Annotated in this window: 18 protein-coding genes; all 18 read left to right on the top strand. The window is 66.2% G+C overall.

Annotation, left to right across the window (positions count from 1 at the left end; translation table 11 throughout):
- The first annotated feature begins 295 nt into the window (after positions 1-295).
- The 18 genes from C8348_RS10905 (at position 296) to C8348_RS10820 (ending at position 16,615) form a co-directional block, all read left to right on the top strand.
- Positions 296-1,351 carry a phage protease gene (locus C8348_RS10905; RefSeq protein ID WP_106753347.1) on the top strand — a complete coding sequence of 352 codons (1,056 nt, stop codon included), beginning with the start codon at positions 296-298 and terminating at the stop codon, positions 1,349-1,351.
- Positions 1,348-1,758: a hypothetical protein gene (locus C8348_RS10900; RefSeq protein ID WP_106753346.1), complete on the top strand. Its 411-nt coding sequence runs from the start codon at positions 1,348-1,350 to the stop codon at positions 1,756-1,758. The genes C8348_RS10905 and C8348_RS10900 overlap by 4 nt, the downstream gene beginning before the upstream one ends.
- 131 nt (positions 1,759-1,889) lie before the next feature.
- On the top strand, positions 1,890-2,786 hold the full coding sequence (locus C8348_RS10895) for a Mu-like prophage major head subunit gpT family protein (RefSeq protein ID WP_106753345.1): 897 nt from the start codon (positions 1,890-1,892) through the stop codon (positions 2,784-2,786).
- Positions 2,787-2,852: 66 nt separating this feature from the next.
- The gene (locus C8348_RS10890; RefSeq protein WP_106753344.1) at positions 2,853-3,068 is read left to right on the top strand and encodes an HI1506-related protein; all 216 of its coding nucleotides are present in this window, start codon (positions 2,853-2,855) and stop codon (positions 3,066-3,068) included.
- Positions 3,069-3,077: 9 nt separating this feature from the next.
- On the top strand, positions 3,078-3,509 hold the full coding sequence (locus tag C8348_RS10885; protein WP_106753343.1) for a gp436 family protein: 432 nt from the start codon (positions 3,078-3,080) through the stop codon (positions 3,507-3,509).
- A 10-nt stretch (positions 3,510-3,519) separates the two neighbouring features.
- Positions 3,520-4,113, top strand: coding sequence for a phage virion morphogenesis protein (locus C8348_RS10880; RefSeq protein WP_106753342.1), 594 nt, complete (start codon positions 3,520-3,522; stop codon positions 4,111-4,113).
- The gene (locus tag C8348_RS10875) at positions 4,110-4,538 is read left to right on the top strand and encodes a phage tail terminator protein (RefSeq protein ID WP_106753341.1); all 429 of its coding nucleotides are present in this window, start codon (positions 4,110-4,112) and stop codon (positions 4,536-4,538) included. The genes C8348_RS10880 and C8348_RS10875 overlap by 4 nt, the downstream gene beginning before the upstream one ends.
- A gap of 131 nt (positions 4,539-4,669) precedes the next feature.
- Entirely contained in the window at positions 4,670-5,593 is a 924-nt protein-coding gene (locus C8348_RS10870; RefSeq protein ID WP_106753340.1) for a phage tail tube protein, read from the top strand.
- Between the two features lie 23 nt (positions 5,594-5,616).
- Complete coding sequence (locus C8348_RS10865) at positions 5,617-5,952, top strand: hypothetical protein (protein WP_106753339.1); 336 nt, start codon at positions 5,617-5,619, stop codon at positions 5,950-5,952.
- A gap of 65 nt (positions 5,953-6,017) precedes the next feature.
- Entirely contained in the window at positions 6,018-6,314 is a 297-nt protein-coding gene (locus C8348_RS10860) for a DUF1799 domain-containing protein (protein WP_106753338.1), read from the top strand.
- Between the two features lie 114 nt (positions 6,315-6,428).
- Positions 6,429-8,405 (top strand): phage tail length tape measure family protein, encoded by a 1,977-nt coding sequence (locus tag C8348_RS10855; protein WP_157950421.1) that lies wholly within the window; start codon positions 6,429-6,431, stop codon positions 8,403-8,405.
- A gap of 2 nt (positions 8,406-8,407) precedes the next feature.
- Complete coding sequence (locus C8348_RS10850) at positions 8,408-9,037, top strand: DUF2460 domain-containing protein (RefSeq protein ID WP_244293991.1); 630 nt, start codon at positions 8,408-8,410, stop codon at positions 9,035-9,037.
- A 161-nt stretch (positions 9,038-9,198) separates the two neighbouring features.
- On the top strand, positions 9,199-10,083 hold the full coding sequence (locus C8348_RS10845; RefSeq protein WP_106753335.1) for a DUF2163 domain-containing protein: 885 nt from the start codon (positions 9,199-9,201) through the stop codon (positions 10,081-10,083).
- On the top strand, positions 10,080-10,670 hold the full coding sequence (locus C8348_RS10840; protein ID WP_106753334.1) for a C40 family peptidase: 591 nt from the start codon (positions 10,080-10,082) through the stop codon (positions 10,668-10,670). Before C8348_RS10845 ends, C8348_RS10840 begins: the two co-directional genes overlap by 4 nt.
- Positions 10,671-14,624: a baseplate multidomain protein megatron gene (locus C8348_RS10835; protein ID WP_106753333.1), complete on the top strand. Its 3,954-nt coding sequence runs from the start codon at positions 10,671-10,673 to the stop codon at positions 14,622-14,624.
- Complete coding sequence (locus tag C8348_RS10830; RefSeq protein ID WP_106753332.1) at positions 14,621-15,346, top strand: DUF2793 domain-containing protein; 726 nt, start codon at positions 14,621-14,623, stop codon at positions 15,344-15,346. The genes C8348_RS10835 and C8348_RS10830 overlap by 4 nt, the downstream gene beginning before the upstream one ends.
- Before the next feature lie 158 nt (positions 15,347-15,504).
- Positions 15,505-15,735: a Com family DNA-binding transcriptional regulator gene (locus C8348_RS22600; protein WP_106753331.1), complete on the top strand. Its 231-nt coding sequence runs from the start codon at positions 15,505-15,507 to the stop codon at positions 15,733-15,735.
- Positions 15,692-16,615, top strand: a complete 924-nt coding sequence (locus C8348_RS10820; protein ID WP_106753330.1) for a DNA cytosine methyltransferase — start codon at positions 15,692-15,694, stop codon at positions 16,613-16,615. The genes C8348_RS22600 and C8348_RS10820 overlap by 44 nt, the downstream gene beginning before the upstream one ends.
- Positions 16,616-16,663: the final 48 nt, after the last annotated feature.

Here is a 16,663-nt window from a genome sequence, read left to right as displayed (position 1 = left end):
ACGGCCTCCAGCGCCACGCGGGCCTTGAACCCAGCATCATGGTTCCTGCGTTTCTTCATGTCCTGATCTCCTCGTTCTTGGAGACCAGCAGACGTCAGATCGTAGCTTCCGTCACTGTCCGATTTTCCGGGGGTAGCTTACTAAAATCGGTTACTTGAATAGCCCCGAGTTCCGTAGAAGCCTTTCCCCGGATTAGATGCAAGGAGGTGGTGAGACGCGAAGTCCATAGAGGTGCCCTTGCACCCACGCCCCCACCCGGATGTTTTAACTCCCGCTAATCCCTCAAGGTTCGCCCATGTCCACGCGAACCGACCCTTTCCTGACCATTGCCGCCGCCGATCCGGTTGCTGCGCCGGGACCTGGCGCTGCCGCCTGGATCCGGCTGCTGCCGTCGGGATCCTTTTCCACCCGGGACGGACGCGGGCCGTTTGCGGCCGGGGACCTCGCCGCGCTGCAAGACATCATCACCCGCACCAAGGCGCATCTCGGGGCGACGGAAATGATGGTCGACTATGACCACCAGGCGGTGTTTGCCGCCGTGGAAGGCGTCGGCGGGACGGCACGGGCCGCGGGCTGGATTTCCGCCTTCGAGGCGCGGGCCGACGGGATCCATGGTGAGGTCACCTGGACTGAAGCGGCAACGCAAGCGCTGGCGGCCCGCGAGTATCGCTACCTGTCACCGGTGTTTCTGACCGACCGGACCGGCGCGGTGATCCGGCTGGTCAATGTGGCGCTGGTCAATCTGCCGGCCATGGATCTGTCTGCGATTGCCGCCCGGACACAGCTTTTCCCCAAGGAGACAGAGATGGAACAGCTTCTGACCGCCCTCGGCCTGCCCGAGCGGGCCGGGGAGGCGGACGCCCTTGCGGCGGTTCGCAGCCTGCAGGACACGCAAGCCCTGCTTCTGGCCGCCGCCGGCCTGCCGAAGGACAGCAGTGCGGCGGCATTGGTCGCCGCCGTCCAGACGGCGTTCGATCAGGGCGCACCGGATCCGACACGATACGTTCCCATCGACCAGGTGACCGCGCTGCAACAGAACCTCGCCGCCCTGCAGGCAAGGCTTGCCAGTGACAAGGCAGACGCGCTGGTCGCGGCCGCCATTCAAGGCGGCAAGCTGGCCCCGGCGTTGAAGGACTGGGGCTTGCAGCTTGCCAGGACCGATCCGGACAAGTTCACCGCCTTCACCGCGACCGCGCCGGTGCTGACCGCCAACCAGCTCGGATCCAGGCCGAAGGACACCGGCGATCCGGATCTCTCCGAGGCCGACCGGCAGGTGATGCGCCAGATGGGGCTCTCGAAAGAGGCTTTTGTGGCGGCGCGGGGTGGTTCAGACGATGAGGTGCAGCCATGACCGCACTGACCGCAGACCGGCGCACGCCGGAACGGTCCGGCGACCGGCGCCAGCCGCCTGTCAAGGCCGGGGCGGTGCTTCATGCCGGGGCGCTGGTCGCCCTTGGGCCCGATGGCCTTGCGGTGCCGATGGCAACTGCGACCGGGTTGAAGGCGCTCGGGCGCTGCGAGACCCGGACAGACAACAGCGCCGGCGCTGACGGGGCGATTGCGGTGACCGTGGGCGCCGGGATCTACCGCTTCGGCAACTCCGTCGGCGCAGACGAGATCACCCGGGCGCAGATCGGCCAGGCTTGTTATGGCGTCGATGACCAGACCGTTGCCCGCACCGACGGGACCGGCACGCGGTCCGTAGCGGGCAAGGTGTTCGATGTCGACCCCCAGGGCGTCTGGGTCGATTTCCGCTGAGGTTTTGAAAGACGCCTTTGGCGGCTGATGTGCTGGATCCCCCCGATCAAGTCCGGGGCAGGCTCCCAAGGCGGGGATGACGCCAGACCAAGTGGCGGCCAGGCCCGCACAGACAACGGAGTTCATGTGGCATGGACATCAACACGCAAACCCTCCGCTCGGCCTATGTCGGCTTCAACGCCGCGTTCCAGTCGGGTCTCGCCGAGGCGACCTCGATGCATGGCCGGATCGCGACGACCGTGCCCTCGAGCACGCGCGAGAACGAATATGGCTGGCTCGGCAAGTTTCCAAGGTTCCGGGAATGGGTCGGCGACCGGGTGATCAACTCGCTCGCCAAGCACGGCTATTCGATCCGCAACCGGCCGTTCGAACTGACCGTCGAGGTCGACCGGGATGACTTTTCCGATGACAATCTTGGCATCTATACGCCGCTGTTCACCCAGCTTGGGATGGCGGCAGGCACCTTTCCGGATGAGCTGATCTGGCCGCTGCTGAAAGCTGGGTTCTCGACGCCCTGTTACGACGGCCAGTATTTCTTCGACACGGACCATCCGGTGCTGGATGCCAATGGCGCGGCGACCTCGGTTGCCAACACCGATGGCGGCTCGGGCACGCCCTGGTTCCTGCTGGACGTGCGCCAGGCGCTCAGACCCCTGATCTACCAGGAGCGCAAGGCGTTCGGGACCCTGGTGCGGATGGACCGGGAGGATGACCAGAACGTCTTCATGAAGAAGCAGTTCCTGTACGGCCTCGACGGGCGGGCGAATGTCGGCTTCGGCTTCTGGCAGATGGCCTGGGGGTCGCGCCAGACGCTGAACGCCACCACCTATGCGGCCGCCCGCGCCGCCATGGCCGGCTTCAAGGCCGACTTCGGCAAGCCGCTTGCCATCGTCCCCAACCTTTTGGTCGTGCCGCCGTCGCTGGAAGAAGCCGGACGACGGATCCTGCAAAGCCAGCTCGTCAATGGCGGCGAGACCAACCCCTGGGCAGGCACCGCCGAGCTGATGATGGTGCCCTGGTTGGCGTAACGGGCTTGCCTGATGGGGGTGGCGTGACGGGTTGGCGTGACGGATTGGCAAAAGGAGACCTGAGGGATGACCCAATCGAGGACGAAAGACGCACCGACACCGGACGAGACCGCCGAGGCGTCTGCACCGGTGCTGCGGATCACCGCCAAGCCAAGGCACGGCTTCCGCCGCTGCGGCCAGCATCACCCGGCCGGGCCGGTGGAATTTCCGGCAGGCCGGTTTTCGGCTGCCGAGATCGCGGCGCTGAAGGCCGAGCCAAACCTCGTGGTCGAGGAGCTTTGAGGTGTCCCGATGCCCTATGCGACAGTGCAGGACATGGTCGATAGGTTCGGCGCGGATGAACTGGCGCTCCTGACCGACCGGACGAACCGGCCCGCCAGCGTGATCGATGCGGGGCTCGTGGCAGCCCATCTCGGGGATGCCGGGACCCTCGCAGACAGCTATCTCGCCAAGCGGTACCTGCTTCCGCTCGATCCAGTACCGCAGGTGCTGACCCGGATCGTCTGCGACATTGCCCGGTCCACGCTGCATGGCCGCACGGCCGAGACCGGCGATCCGGTGACCCGGGCGCAGGCGGAGGCGATTGCCTGGCTCAAGGATGTGGCCAAGGGTCTGGTCCAGCTGGAGGCCGGGGGCCTTTCCCCGGATCAGCCGGGGGGCGGCACGGTGCAGGTGCACGGGCCTGACCGGGTGTTTTCCAGGGACAGCCTGACCGGGCTTTGAGGAGGCTTTGATGACCGGGTTGCGCGAGGCGCTTACCATTGAGGACGCGGAGGTCAATGCAGCGCTTTCCCGGGTGGTTCAGGCGGGCGGTGACACGTCAGCGCTGATGTCCGAGATCGGCGCGGCAATGCTGTTTTCCGTCCAGCGCCGGTTCGAGACCGAGACCGGGCCGGGCGGCTCGGCCTGGCCAAGACATGCGCCGCGAACGGCCAGGCAGCGGGCGCAGCGAAGATCGCGCGGCACGGCGCCGCTGACGCCGAAGCTGCTGCGAGACAGCAACCGGCTCTATTCCTCGATCACTCAAGACGTGAGCGCGGCAACGGCCGCGGTCGGTACCAATGTCGTCTATGCCGCGATCCATCAGACCGGCGGGGTGATCACGCAGTATCCGCAGTCCCGGAAAGTCCGGTTCCGGAAAGTGGCCGGGCGTCTGCGGTTTGCGCGCAAGGCGCACAAGCGCGCAGTCGAAAAGCCGGTGACTTTTGGCACGCGAACGATCGTCATTCCGGCGCGGCCCTATCTCGGCTTTTCGGATGCGGACCGGGCGACGATCCTGGCGCTGGCTGAAGCGCATTTCGCGGATGCAGCGGAGGGCAGGGCATGAACCTGGTCCAGATGATCATTGGCCGGCTGGACGATCCCGGCACGCCGTTCCGGGTGGTGGGTGGCGCGGCCGGGCTGGCTGCGCTCGAACAACGCCGAACGCGGACCCCGGCTGCCTTTGTCATGGTGGCCGAAGAAGCGAGCGGCGCGAACGAGCGTATGACCGGACCGGTCTTGCAGCGGTTGGAGGCCGATATCGCTGTGGTGCTGGTGCTGGAGAACCTCGGCGATCCCCGCGGACAGGCGGCAGCAGAAGACATCGAGGCGTTGAAAGCTTTCGTGCGAGGCAAGCTGATCGGCTTTCAGCCGGACGTCGCCGTCGATCCCATGGAGCATGTCTCGGGCGAACTCTTGAAAGTGCGCGGCGGGGCGGTCTGGGCCGAGGAACGATTTTCCTGTGCCACCTATCTGGAGGCGCAGCCATGAACGCAATCTCGTCCCGCCAAGGTGGACGGTACATCCGCGACGCGCGGACGGGTGCAGTGCTGAAGCAGGGGGCAGGCGAAAAGTTGCCCAAGACACCATCGCCTCCGCGTTCAAAAGCAAAGGACTGACACATGCGCAAGGCCCGGAAACTGGCGATCCTTGCAAAGGTGGAGACCGCCTATGGCACGGACAGTGTGCCGACCGGTACCGCCGATGCGATCCTTGCAACCGACGTGACGTTGACGCCGCTGGCTGGCGAGGATGTCGCCCGCGATCTCCTGTTGCCGACGCTTGGCCATCAGGGCATCGAACTCACGGCCAATCACCTGCGGCTGGAGTTTGCCGTGGAATGCGCCGGGGCGGGGGTGGCCGGAGATGTCCCCGGCTATGGCGCCTTGCTGAGGGCCTGCGGCATGTCCGAAACGGTGACGGCGGGTGTGTCGGTCGCCTATCAGCCGGTCTCGGAGGGCGAGGAAAGCCTGTCGCTCTACTTCAACCAGGATGGGGTCCGGCATGTGGCGCTCGGCTGCCGGGGGACATTCCAACTCGAATTTGCACCGAAACAGATCCCTCGCTTCCGGTTCAGTTTCTGGGGCCTGCTCGGGACCGTGACGGATGCGGCCTTGCCCGCAGCTGTCCTGTCCGCATTCCAGGCACCGCGGCCGGTCTCGAAAGCGGTCACCAGCCTGTCGTTGTTCGGCGCAAGCCGCATCGCCGAAAGCCTCAGCATCGACCTTGGCGCCGAGATCGTACCGCGCTTCCTGATCGGTGATGAACGGATGCAGCTGACCGACCGGCAGGTGACCGGAGCCGCAGTGCTGGAAGCAAAAACCATGGCGGATACCAACTGGTTTGCGGCGGCTGAGGCGAAGACAACCGGCGCCCTGAGCCTCGTCCATGGCACCAGTGCCGGACATACGATCGAGGTGACCGCACCCAGGGTGCAGGTCGGACGACCCGGCCAGGGCGCCAGCGACCGCATCGTGAACTACCAGGTCCCGCTGATGTTTCTGGCCAACGCGGGCGACGACGAACTCGTGCTCACCATCCGCTGACACCGCGACCGAAGGAGAGATCCATGCAGTTCCGCTTGTGCGAGCCCTTCGAGTTCTGGTGGCCGGTCCGCGTGCTACTGCCCGATCCGGACCGGCCGGGACAGGTGACGGCGCAAGGCTTCGAGGCCAGGTTCCTGCTCGTCGGCAAGGACCGGCTGGCGGAACTGGAGGGCCAGGGCGAGGAGAGCCTTCTCTGCGAAATCCTGCGCGACTGGCGTGGCGTCTCCGGTCCAGACGGGGACGAGGTACCGTTCGGTCCCGAGGCCCTCGAACAATGCCTGCCCTTTGCCCATTTCAAGGTGGCCGTCTACCGGGCCTACCTGACAGCGCTCAACGGCCAGGCGTCGGCAAAAAACTGAGAGAGGCCGCCCGGGCCTGGGCCTATGCCCGGCGCGGCCTGACCGATCCTGCGCGAAGCGCCCGGATGGATGCGGACACCGCTGCCGACTTCGCCGCGCTGGGGCTCCCTATCCCGGACAGTTTTCCGACAGACCCCGACCCCTTTGACGTGATGCGGGCCAACTGGCGCGCGGTGACGGCCTTTCTGGCGCTGGAAACCCAGTGGCGGCTGGCCACAGGGCCAACGGGCTTGATCTGGTGCGGACTTGATTATGCCGCTGCGGCCGCCGCGGTCCGGACACGGACCATGCGGGCGTGGCAGCGGCTGTTGGCGGACCTCAGGGTGATGGAAGCTGCGGCTCTGGAAGTGTTGAACGGGTGAGGGGGGGGGACTCCTGCACACAACACCAGGCTCTCAGCCCCTTTCCACGCACCCTCCCGGATGGCCAGATTCTCGCCCGCGCGCGACCATGCGGGCATGACCTTGAACCTTCAAATGTTGGCCCGGCTGGATGCCTCGGGCGTCGAAAGCGGCGCCCGAGAGGCCCGGCAAGCCATTGCCGGGATGGGTGCGAGCGCTAGGTCCACATCCAGCGACATGATCCGGTTGTCGGACGGTGTGAGCGCCGCAGTGTCGGCAGCCCGCAGCCAAGGTGCCGCCTTCCAGGCGGCGGGTCAGCAGGCTGCAGATGCCAGCCGGCTTGCGGCCAACGAGGTCAACATTCTGGCCCAGCAGATTTCCGACGGCGCCATTCAGGTGGCCAGCGGCCAGTCGCTCTTCACCGCCATCCTGCAACAAGGGAGCCAGGTGCAGTTCCTGTTGGGCTCCAAGGGCGTCAACACGATCGGTGGCTCGTTGGCATTGCTCAAACAGGGTTTGATCGGCTTTCTGAACCCGCTCAACCTGGCCCTTGTGGGCCTCGCCGGGGGGGCTGCAGCAGCCACTGCGCTCTATCAGGCGGTTGCCAACGACACCAGTGCGACCGACGCCCTCGAACACCAGGACAAGCTGATCGGCAGGCTCGCCGAGCGCTATGATGAGGTCGCCGCCGCGCTGGACCGGCTTCAGGCGCGACCGAGTGCGGCGGTCCTGGCTCTCGACACGGATGCACTGGAAAGCCAGCGGGAGACCATCCGGTCGCTGATTGCTGAAATCGAACGCGATGTGCAACGCAGCCTGCGGCTCGAGGCCGGTGCCCTTTCGGCACTGGCCGAACCCCTGACCCAAGACGCGGCCCTGTTCCGGGCGTTTCAGCAGGAGCTGCGGGCCACCGCCGAAACCTTCTCGCTTGCCGAGACCGAAGCCGATCTGCTGATTGGCCGGTTGCTCGAACTCGCCCGCACAGCGCCGGACACCACGTCTGAACGGGCGATCCGTGCCTTGATCGATGAGGCGCGGGCGGCTGACACCGGTCTGCTGGCGCTGGTCGAACGGCTCGGGGAGGTGGAGGCCGCGCTTAAGGGCGTCGGATCCGTTGCCGACAGCCTCGGGCGGATTGATCCTGCGGCGAACACCCGCGTTGGCCAGGCCTTCGGGATCTTCGAGGAACGGACTGCGCTGGAGCGGCTCCGATCGCAACTGCCCAAGCCTCAGACGCGAGCCGGAAAATCGCGCCGAGAGACGGACCGGCTCGGGGACATGCTCGCGAGCCAGGATCAGACGCTGCAGCAACTGCGGCTGGAGATCTCGCTTGTCGGCCAGTCGGACGCTGCGCGGCGGCAGGCCCTGGCGGTGCTGGAGGCAGAGATCCAGATCCGGGAGCTCGGACGGCACGTCACGGAGAGGGGCGCTGCAAGTTTGCGCGACAATGCCAGGGCGATTGCCGAGGAGACGCTGGCGCTCGAGGACCTGGAGACCGCCTGGGGCGTCGTGCAGCGGTCAGGCGAAGCGGCGATCCGCTCGCTGGCCACGCGCCTTGCCGACGGAGACCTTACCGGCGCGCTGCGGTCGGTCATTGCCGAGGTGTCCGAGCTCGGGCTGCAGCTCCTTGCGATCAACCCCCTGACCAATGCGTTGTTCGGGACGGCCCGCCCGACATTTGCCTCGGTTGGGGGGCTGCTCGGGCCGCTGCTCGGGTCGTTTGACCGCGGCGGACCGACCGGGGCTGGACGCGACACGGACGTCGCCGGGCTGGTGCACCGGAATGAATATGTCTTCGACGCCAGATCGACCGCGCGGATCGGCGTCGGCACGCTGGAGGCGCTGCGGGCGTCCGCCCTGCGTGGATACCAGTCCGGCGGGCTGGTCACGGCGGCGACCTTGCCTGTTTCTGGTTTTCCTGTTTCGGGCTTTCCGGTTTCTGGCCCCATACGCGCGAACGCGGCGCTAAGCGGTCCGGATTCCGAACGGCCGGCCGGGGACACGGTGATCGTGAACATCACCACGCCGGACATCCAGAGCTTCCGGGCGTCCCGGTCGCAGCTCGCCGGCGAGTTTGCGCGGATGGCCCTGCGCGGACGCCGCAACGGATAGGGATCATGGCCGACTTTGACGAAATCCGCTTTCCGGACGTGGTGGCCAAAGGTGCGCAGGGCGGACCGGAACGACGCACCGAAATCGTCGAGCTGACATCCGGCTTTGAAGAACGCAACACGCCCTGGGCCGGTAGCCGGCGCAGGTATGATATCGGATCGGGGATCCGGCATCCCGATCACCTGGCCGCAGTGGTCGCCTTCTTCGAGGCCCGGTCCGGCCGGCTGCGCGGCTTCCGCTTCAAGGACTGGTCTGACCATAAATCCTGCCTTCCCTCCGGCGCGGTCTCCGCAACCGATCAGGTCCTGGGAGCCGGAGATGGATCGAGCCGCGTCTTCCAGCTGGTCAAGGCCTATTCATCCGGGGGGCGAAGCTACAGCCGGCCGATCTCCAAGCCGGTTGGCGGGACCGTCACGGTCGCGATCAACGGCCTGGCGCAGGCCTCCGGCTGGTCGGTGGACCTGGCCAGCGGCCGCATCACCTTCGCCGTTGCACCGGCCTCCGGCACGATCACCGCCGGCTTTGAATTCGATGTGCCTTGCCGGTTCGATACCGACATCCTGCAGACCAATCTCACCAACATCCGCCTTGGAGAAATCCGGGCCATTCCCATCGTGGAGGTCAGGATATGACCCTTGTCCTCACGGGCGCACCGCGCCAGGCGCTGCCCTCCGGACGGGGCGCGCAAGGATGCGCGGCGGCCGGTCGGCCTTGCGGCGCGGGTCGCGCCGTGCCCGGGCATTTCTTGTGGCCTCAGGCTTCGCAGAGGCGCCAGACTAGGAGGAGAGTTGCGATGAAAACTGTTCCGGCATCCATGCAGGCCAGTCTCGACAGTCGAGTGACCACCCATTGCCGTCTCTGGCGGGTTGAGCGCCGGGACGGAGCGGTGTTCGGGTTTACCGACCATGACAGGGCGCTGATGCTTGAGGGCCTGACCTTTGAAGCGGCGGCCGGGTTTACGGCCAGCGCGATTGAAACAAGCCTCGGCCTTGCGGTCGACAATCTGGACGTGGAGGGTGCCCTGTCATCGGCCACACTCACGGAAGATGACATCGCGCGCGGGCTCTGGGATGACGCGGACATCGAAATCTGGCTGGCGGACTGGTCTGATACGGCAAACCGGGTGTTGCTGCGCAAGGGCAACATCGGTGAGATCACCCGGGGACCGACGGCCTTCCTGGCGGAATTGCGCGGCCTCGCCCACCGGCTCGGTCAGACCTGTGGCCGCCAGTTCGACCGGACCTGTTCGTGGGAACTGGGCGATGCGCGCTGCACGGTGGCGCTGGCCGGCTGGACGGCTTCCGGCGTGGTCGTCACGGGGTTTGATCTTCTCAGCTTCACGGCCTCCGGCCTTGAGGGCAGGGAAGACGGCCTGTTCCGCCATGGTCTCCTGACCTGGACCAGCGGCGGCAACAGCGGCCGCCGGATGGAGATCAAGCGGCACGCAAGGGCGCAAGGAACGGTGACGCTCGACCTGACCTTGCCGATGGCCGACCACATCCGCACGGGCGACAGTTTCACTGTGCAGGCAGGATGCGACAAGAGCTTTGCCACCTGCCGGACCCGGTTCCTCAATGGTGCCAACTTCGGCGGCTTCCCGCATATTCCCGGCAACCAGGTCACCATCGGCTACGCCGACAAGGATGATCTCAATGACGGCGGGAGCCTGTTCAGATGACCGCCTGCCAGACCCGCAGCCAGACCAGCTCCCCGGCCCATTCCCTGACCCGGGCGACGATCCTGGCGGCCGCCCGCACATGGATCGGGACGCCTTACGTGCATCAGGCCAGCTGCAAGGGCGGCGGCTGCGATTGCCTTGGTCTGGTGCGCGGCGTCTGGCGCGAGCTGTTCGGCAGCGAGCCGGAACAGCCGCCGCCCTACACCCCGGACTGGGCGGAACGCCAAAGGGCAGAGACCCTCAGGGATGCGGCCGCCCGGCATCTCGAGCAGATCGATCCCCGCAGCGCCGGTGCCGCAGATGTGCTGCTGTTCGCCTTCAGGGACACATCGCCCGCCAAACATTGCGCGCTGCTGACGACGGATATCGACGATCCCGCTGCCCGGATCATCCATGCCCATGAACGGCTGCCGGTGGCCGAAGTGGCCCTGTTCGAGGGCTGGCGCCGGAAGGTGCGCTTTGCCTTCCGCTTTCCGGGAGTACTTGAATTGTCTTCACGGGCGTATAGCCCTTCGGGCTGCCCTGCAGACTGCGCGGACCAAAAGGTCCGACGCGCGGTCGCGCTTGCGAAACCGGAGGTTTCGTAAATGGCAACCCTGCTGCTTGGCGCGGCCGCAACGGCCTTTTCCGGCGCGATCGGCGCTGGGGCTTTTACCTCGGCGCTGATCTCGGGGGCGGCGACTGTGGCCGGAGCCTATGCCGACACGCTGCTGGCCTCTGCCCTGAGCCCGGCCAGACACACCGCCGTCAACGGCCCGCGCATCGGCGATCTGCGGCTGCAGACCTCGACCGAGGGGGCCCCGCTGCCCGATGGCTTCGGCCGGCTGCGGCTGGCCGGACAGGTGATCTGGGCAACCCGGCTGCGCATGGAGGTCGCCACCTCGTCCCGCAACGTGGGCGGCAAGGGCATGGGCGGCGGCCAGAAGGTGACCACGACCACCTATCTCTACTATGGGAACTTCGCGATCGGGATTTGCGAAGGGCCGATTGTCGGGATTGGCCGGATCTGGGCGGACGGCAAGCTCCTCGACCGGTCCCGCCTGCCGCACCGGGTTTACCGCGGGACCCGGGTTCAGCAGCCCGATCCCCTGATCGAGACCAAGGAAGGCGCAGCGCCCGCGTTTCGCGGCACCGCCTATATCGTCTTTGAAGACCTTGCCCTGGAAGACTTCGGCAACCGCATTCCGCAATTCGAGTTCGAGGTGTTCCGGCGCCTTGGCGGTGTCGAGGACGACATTCAGGGCATGGTGGTCATTCCCGGTGCCGGGGAATGGGTCTATGCCGACGAACCGGTCCGCAAGGTCGATCCGCTGACCGAAGGCGCCAGTACCGCAGAAAACACCAACAACCAGGTCGGCGGGACCGACTGGGCGGTGGCGCTGGACAATCTCGCCTTCACCTGCCCGAATGTCAGGTCGGTCCTGCTGGTGGTCGCCTGGTTCGGCACCGATCTGAGGTGCGGTCACTGTGAGGTCCGGCCTGGTGTCGAGTTCGGAACGGGCAAGGAAACCACCCCGCTGACCTGGTCGGTTCATTCCGAGAGCAGGGAGACAGCCCGCGTCCTGTCCAGGGATCCGCTCGATCCGGCCCGGCCGGTCTATGGCGGCACGCCGTCGGACCAGACTGTTGTCCAGGCGATCCGCGACCTGAAGGCCCGCGGCTACGCCGTCATGCTCTATCCGTTCATCCTGATGGATGTGCCGCCGGGCAATGGCTTGCCGGACCCTTATGGCGGGCCCGAACAGGCGGCCTATCCCTGGCGCGGGCGGATCACCTGCAGTCCGGCGGCAGGCCAGCCGGGAACGGTCGACAAGACGGCCGCGGCCGGGGCCCAGGTCGATGCATTGTTTGGCACGGCCTTGCCGGGGCATATCAGTCTTGCCATCGACGCGGCCACCGATGCCGTTGCCTGCAGCTACTCCGGCCCCGCCGAATGGTCCCTGCGGCGGATGGTGCTGCATTACGCCAAGCTCTCGTCCGCCGTGAATGCGATGGATCCGGGCGCAGTCAGCGCCTTTGTCATCGGGTCTGAAATGATCGGCCTGACGCAGGTGCGCAGTTCGCCGTCGACCTACCCGGCGGTCAGCCAGCTTGTCAGCCTGGCCGTCGACTGCAAGGCCATCCTGGGCGGAACCGTCGCCGTCACCTATGCCGCCGACTGGCCCGAGTATCGCGGCCATGACCCGGCGGACGGATCAGGGGATTTCTTCTTCCATCTGGATCCGCTGTGGAGCTCGGCCGCAATCGATGCCATTGCCATCGACAACTACATGAAACTGTCTGACTGGCGCGAGGGCCGCAGCCATCTCGATTTTCTGGCCGGCCACCGGTCGATCTACTCGAAATCCTATCTCGCCGGCAACGTCGAGGGCGGGGAGGACTATGACTGGTTCTATGCCAATCAGGCTGACCGGGACGCGCAGTTGCGCACGCCGATCATGGACGCCGCCGGCAAGCCCTGGGTCTACCGTACGAAGGATTTCAGGAACTGGTGGCTCAATCCGCATCATGACCGGCCGGGCGGTGTCGAGAGCGCATCGCCCACCGGCTGGGTTCCGCAATCAAAGCCCATCCTCTTCACCGAATACGGCTTTCCCTCCGTCGACAAGGCCACCAACCAGCCGAATGTCTTTGTCGATCCCAAGTCGTCCGAAAGCGCCTGGCCGCATTATTCGGCCCGGCAGCGGGACGATCTGATCCAGCGGCGCGGCATTCAAGCGCTTCTGGACTACTGGGCACCGTCAAGCGGCAACAATCCGGTTTCAGCCGTCTATGGCGGCCCGATGCTGGACCTGACCCGGAGCCACCTGTGGACCTGGGACGCGCGGCCCTATCCGTCCTTCCCCTATTATCTGAACGTCTGGTCGGATGGCGCCAACTGGTCCAATGGCCACTGGGTGCAGGGCAAGTTCGGCGTTGTCGAACTTGGCGATCTCATCCGGCACATCTGCGGCCAGGTCGGCTTTACGGCCATCGATGTCTCTCAGCTGGAGGCGACTGTCACCGGCTGGTTGCGGCCGGATCTGGCCTCGCCCCGCGACCAGATCGAGGTGCTGGCCCAGCTCTACCGGTTTGATGCCGTGGAAAGCGAGGGGCTGATCAAGTTCATTCCCAGAGGACGTGCATCCGAGGCGGAGATCGACGGCAAGGACCTGGCAGCGCCTGACCGCGACAAGGCTGACTGGTCGATCACCCGGGCCCAGGAAACGGACCTGCCACTGCGGGCGCTCCTGGTCTATTGGGATGCGGAAGGGGACTACAGGCAGACAAGCTCGGCCTCCGGACGCCTGGTCGCCTCGTCGGACCGGGTGACGCGGCTGTCGGCCCCGGCCGTCATCGATGCCGGCATTGCCGGCGGCATGATCGAGGACTGGCTCTACGGGGAATGGGCTGGCCGGGAACAGGCAAGGTTCGCTCTGCCGCCCTCGCTCGTCCGCTTCGACCCGGCAGATGTGGTGTCGGTCGGGATTGCCGGAAGGAGCCGGGACATGCGGCTCACCCGGATCGTGGATGGCGGCGTCAGGCACTGCGAAGCGGTGTCCGTGGAAACGCCGCGCTATCACCCGACACGGACAGATCCACCGCCGCCGCCCGCACCGCCACCGCCGATCCCGACTTTCGGGGAAGCCGTGCTGGAAGTGCTGGACCTGCCCGTCCTAGAAGACGGCCAGAGTGAACATCGGCCCTGGCTGGCCGGCTTTGCCGCGCCCTGGGGCGGGGTGCGGGTGCAGGACGGGGCGAAGGTCATCGCCAGCCTGACGGCGCCTGCGACGATGGGCCGGACCTTGAACGACCTTTCGCCTGGCACCGTCTATCGCTTTGACCGGGCCAACCGGCTGACGGTGAAGCTCGTTCACGGGGCCTTGTCGTCGGTGGCGGAAGAGGAGCTGCTGCAGCGGTCGGTGAATGTGCTTGCCGTCTGGAATGGAAGTATGGCCTGGGAGATCCTGCAGTTCGCCACCGCAACCCTGATTGCGCCTGGAACCTTTGAGCTGTCGGGGCTGCTGCGCGGGCGGCGAGGGACGGCCCATGCCATGCGGGATCCGGTGCCCGGCGGCAGCCGGGTGGTGCTGTTGGACGGGGCGCTGACGCAGGCCGACGTGCCGTTGTCCGAGCGGGGCATTCCAAGGACCTGGGCCTATGGCCCGGCGCCGCTGCCATCGTCTGATGCGGCCTTCAGGACCCGTTCAACGCGGCTTGAAGCGGTCGGCCTCAAACCTTTTGCCCCGGTTCATGTCCGCGGGAGGCGGACGCCCGCCGGGAATCTCAATGTCACCTGGATCCGCCAGGCGCGGGTCAACGCCGGCTGGGCCGATGGCACGGACGTGCCGCTGGGCGAGGAGCGCGAGCTCTATGAACTCGACATTCTGTCGGGTGGCGGTGTCGTGCGGACCGTCAGCGGGTTGATGAGCCCCAGCCATGTCTACACGGCGGCTGAGCAGACCGTGGATTTCGGCGGTCCGCAATCGTCCATCGCCCTGCGCATTTGTCAGATCTCGGCTCTCGTCGGCCGGGGGATCCTTGAGGAGGTAACCCTATGACCCGCACCGCTCGGCTGAACCTGCCGCTGATCGCGGCAAGTCAGGCCCAGAAGGAAGTCACCCACAACGAGGCGCTGGCGCGGCTCGATGCCCTGGCCCATCTCACGATCCTTGACCGGGATCTCACCGCGCCGCCGGCCGCCGGTGATGGTGACACCTATCTGGTCGCAGGCGGGGCCAGCGGCACCTGGGCGGGGCAGGACGGGGCCATTGCCTCCCATGCGGACGGCTACTGGACCTTCCATGCGCCGGTCCTGGGACTTCTGGCCTATGTCGCGGACGAGGGCACGCTTGCGGTCTTCACCGCCGCGGGATGGCGGAACTACGGTGCGCTCTTGTCAGAGGTGGCGACCGTGTCGCAATCGGCCTCCGGGGCAGAAAGCCGGATCTGTACCGTGGAGGAGGAGGTGACCGGCTTGTCGGGGGCAAGTGCGCTGACGTCTATCGTCATCCCCAACCGGGCGATTGTGTTCGGCGTCTCGACCCGGACGACCGAAGCGATCACCGGGGCCAGTTCCTTTGATTGCGGCATCGCGGGGGAGCAATCGAAGTTCGGCGGTGCGCTCGGCGCGGCAGCTGGATCCACCAATGCCGGGGTGATCGGGCCGCAGGCGTTCTATGCCGACACGCCGGTCCGGCTGACGGCCAACGGCGGGCCCTTCACCGGCGGCGCTGTGAAGGTTGTGTTGCACTACTTCCTGCCGGTGGTGCCCGGCGCATAAGGTCCTGAGGACACGGGCGGTCCGGACCCCGAAACGAAATCCGGACGGCGGGCCTCGATCGCCAAACCAGAAGCCCGCCCGACAGCCCCAAAGAACAACCGCCGCACCCGTTGCCCGCGCGGGCAGGAGAAGTGTCGGCGATTCTCTCTGGAGTTGTCATGGAGGAAATCAGATGCGGAAGTTGCCGCAAGCTCTTGATGAAGGCAGCCGGTCAGGCGATACTTGGTCCCGTCGATGTCAAGTGCCCGCGATGCGGCACCATGAACTGTTTGAGGCCTGCGGCCATTGTGCCGGTGAAGCCCGCATCAGACCGCCTGGAGCGTCCCACCCAAGGAGACAGCTCTTGTGGCTCTACATCCCGAACACGACCCATCCGGAAAACCGTATGACCGGATCAACGGTCTTTCCCTGTGCACCGGCGTTGGCGGACTGGAGCTCGGCCTCCACATCGCAGAACCCGGATATAGAACTGCATGTTATGTCGAGCGGGAAGCTGGCGCGGCGGCGACCCTCGTGGCCCGGATGGAAGACCAGACCCTGGATAACGCGCCTGTCTGGGACGATGTCAGGACCTTCGATGGCCGCCCGTGGCGTGGAAGGGTTCATATCCTGTCTGCCGGATATCCCTGCCAACCGTTCTCTTCCAGCGGCCGGCGCCGAGGCAAGGACGATCCGCGCCACCTGTGGCCGGACGTCGCGCGGATCATCGAGGAGTGTGCGCCGGAGTGGGTGTTCTGCGAAAACGTCGAGGGACACCTGGACCGTGGATTTGAGGAGGTCGCCGGGGAGCTATCGGGCCTGGGCTTTGGCGTCAAAGCGGGCCTGTTCTCGGCGGCTGAAGTCGGCGCGTCCCACATCCGGAACAGGCTCTTCATACTGGCCCACGCCGACGACCACCCTTTACGGCAACCGGGCGGAGATCCGACTGAAGGACAACCGGCTTGCTTTCCTGCCGGCTGCGGACCAGACCGGCAGCCAGCATGCCTTGGGTCAGGCGGCACGGATCTGGACGCTGTTCTTCAGCCTGGCGAAGGCGATGGGTTTGAAGCCCGTTCAAGTGCTGGTCTACCCCTGTTCGCGCCCGCTCCATGTAACCTTGCGACCTGGGACGCGGTTCTCGCCCGGCGAATGGACCTTCAACCCGAATTTTTCGGACTGGATCATGGGATGGCCGATCGGCTGGAGCGATACACGGCAGCCGGTAACGGAGTGGTCCCTCTGGCGGCAGCGTATGCGTACCGAACTCTCAAGGCTGCTTTCGAGGGATGAGGGGAGGGCGACCGATGTCTAACCGGACATCAAACAGGTTCTGAAACG

Source organism: Pannonibacter carbonis (assembly GCF_003012935.1).
GTDB lineage: Bacteria > Pseudomonadota > Alphaproteobacteria > Rhizobiales > Stappiaceae > Pannonibacter > Pannonibacter carbonis.
Note: the sequence above shows the minus strand (reverse complement) of the source record. Positions and strands in the feature narration are given on the sequence as shown.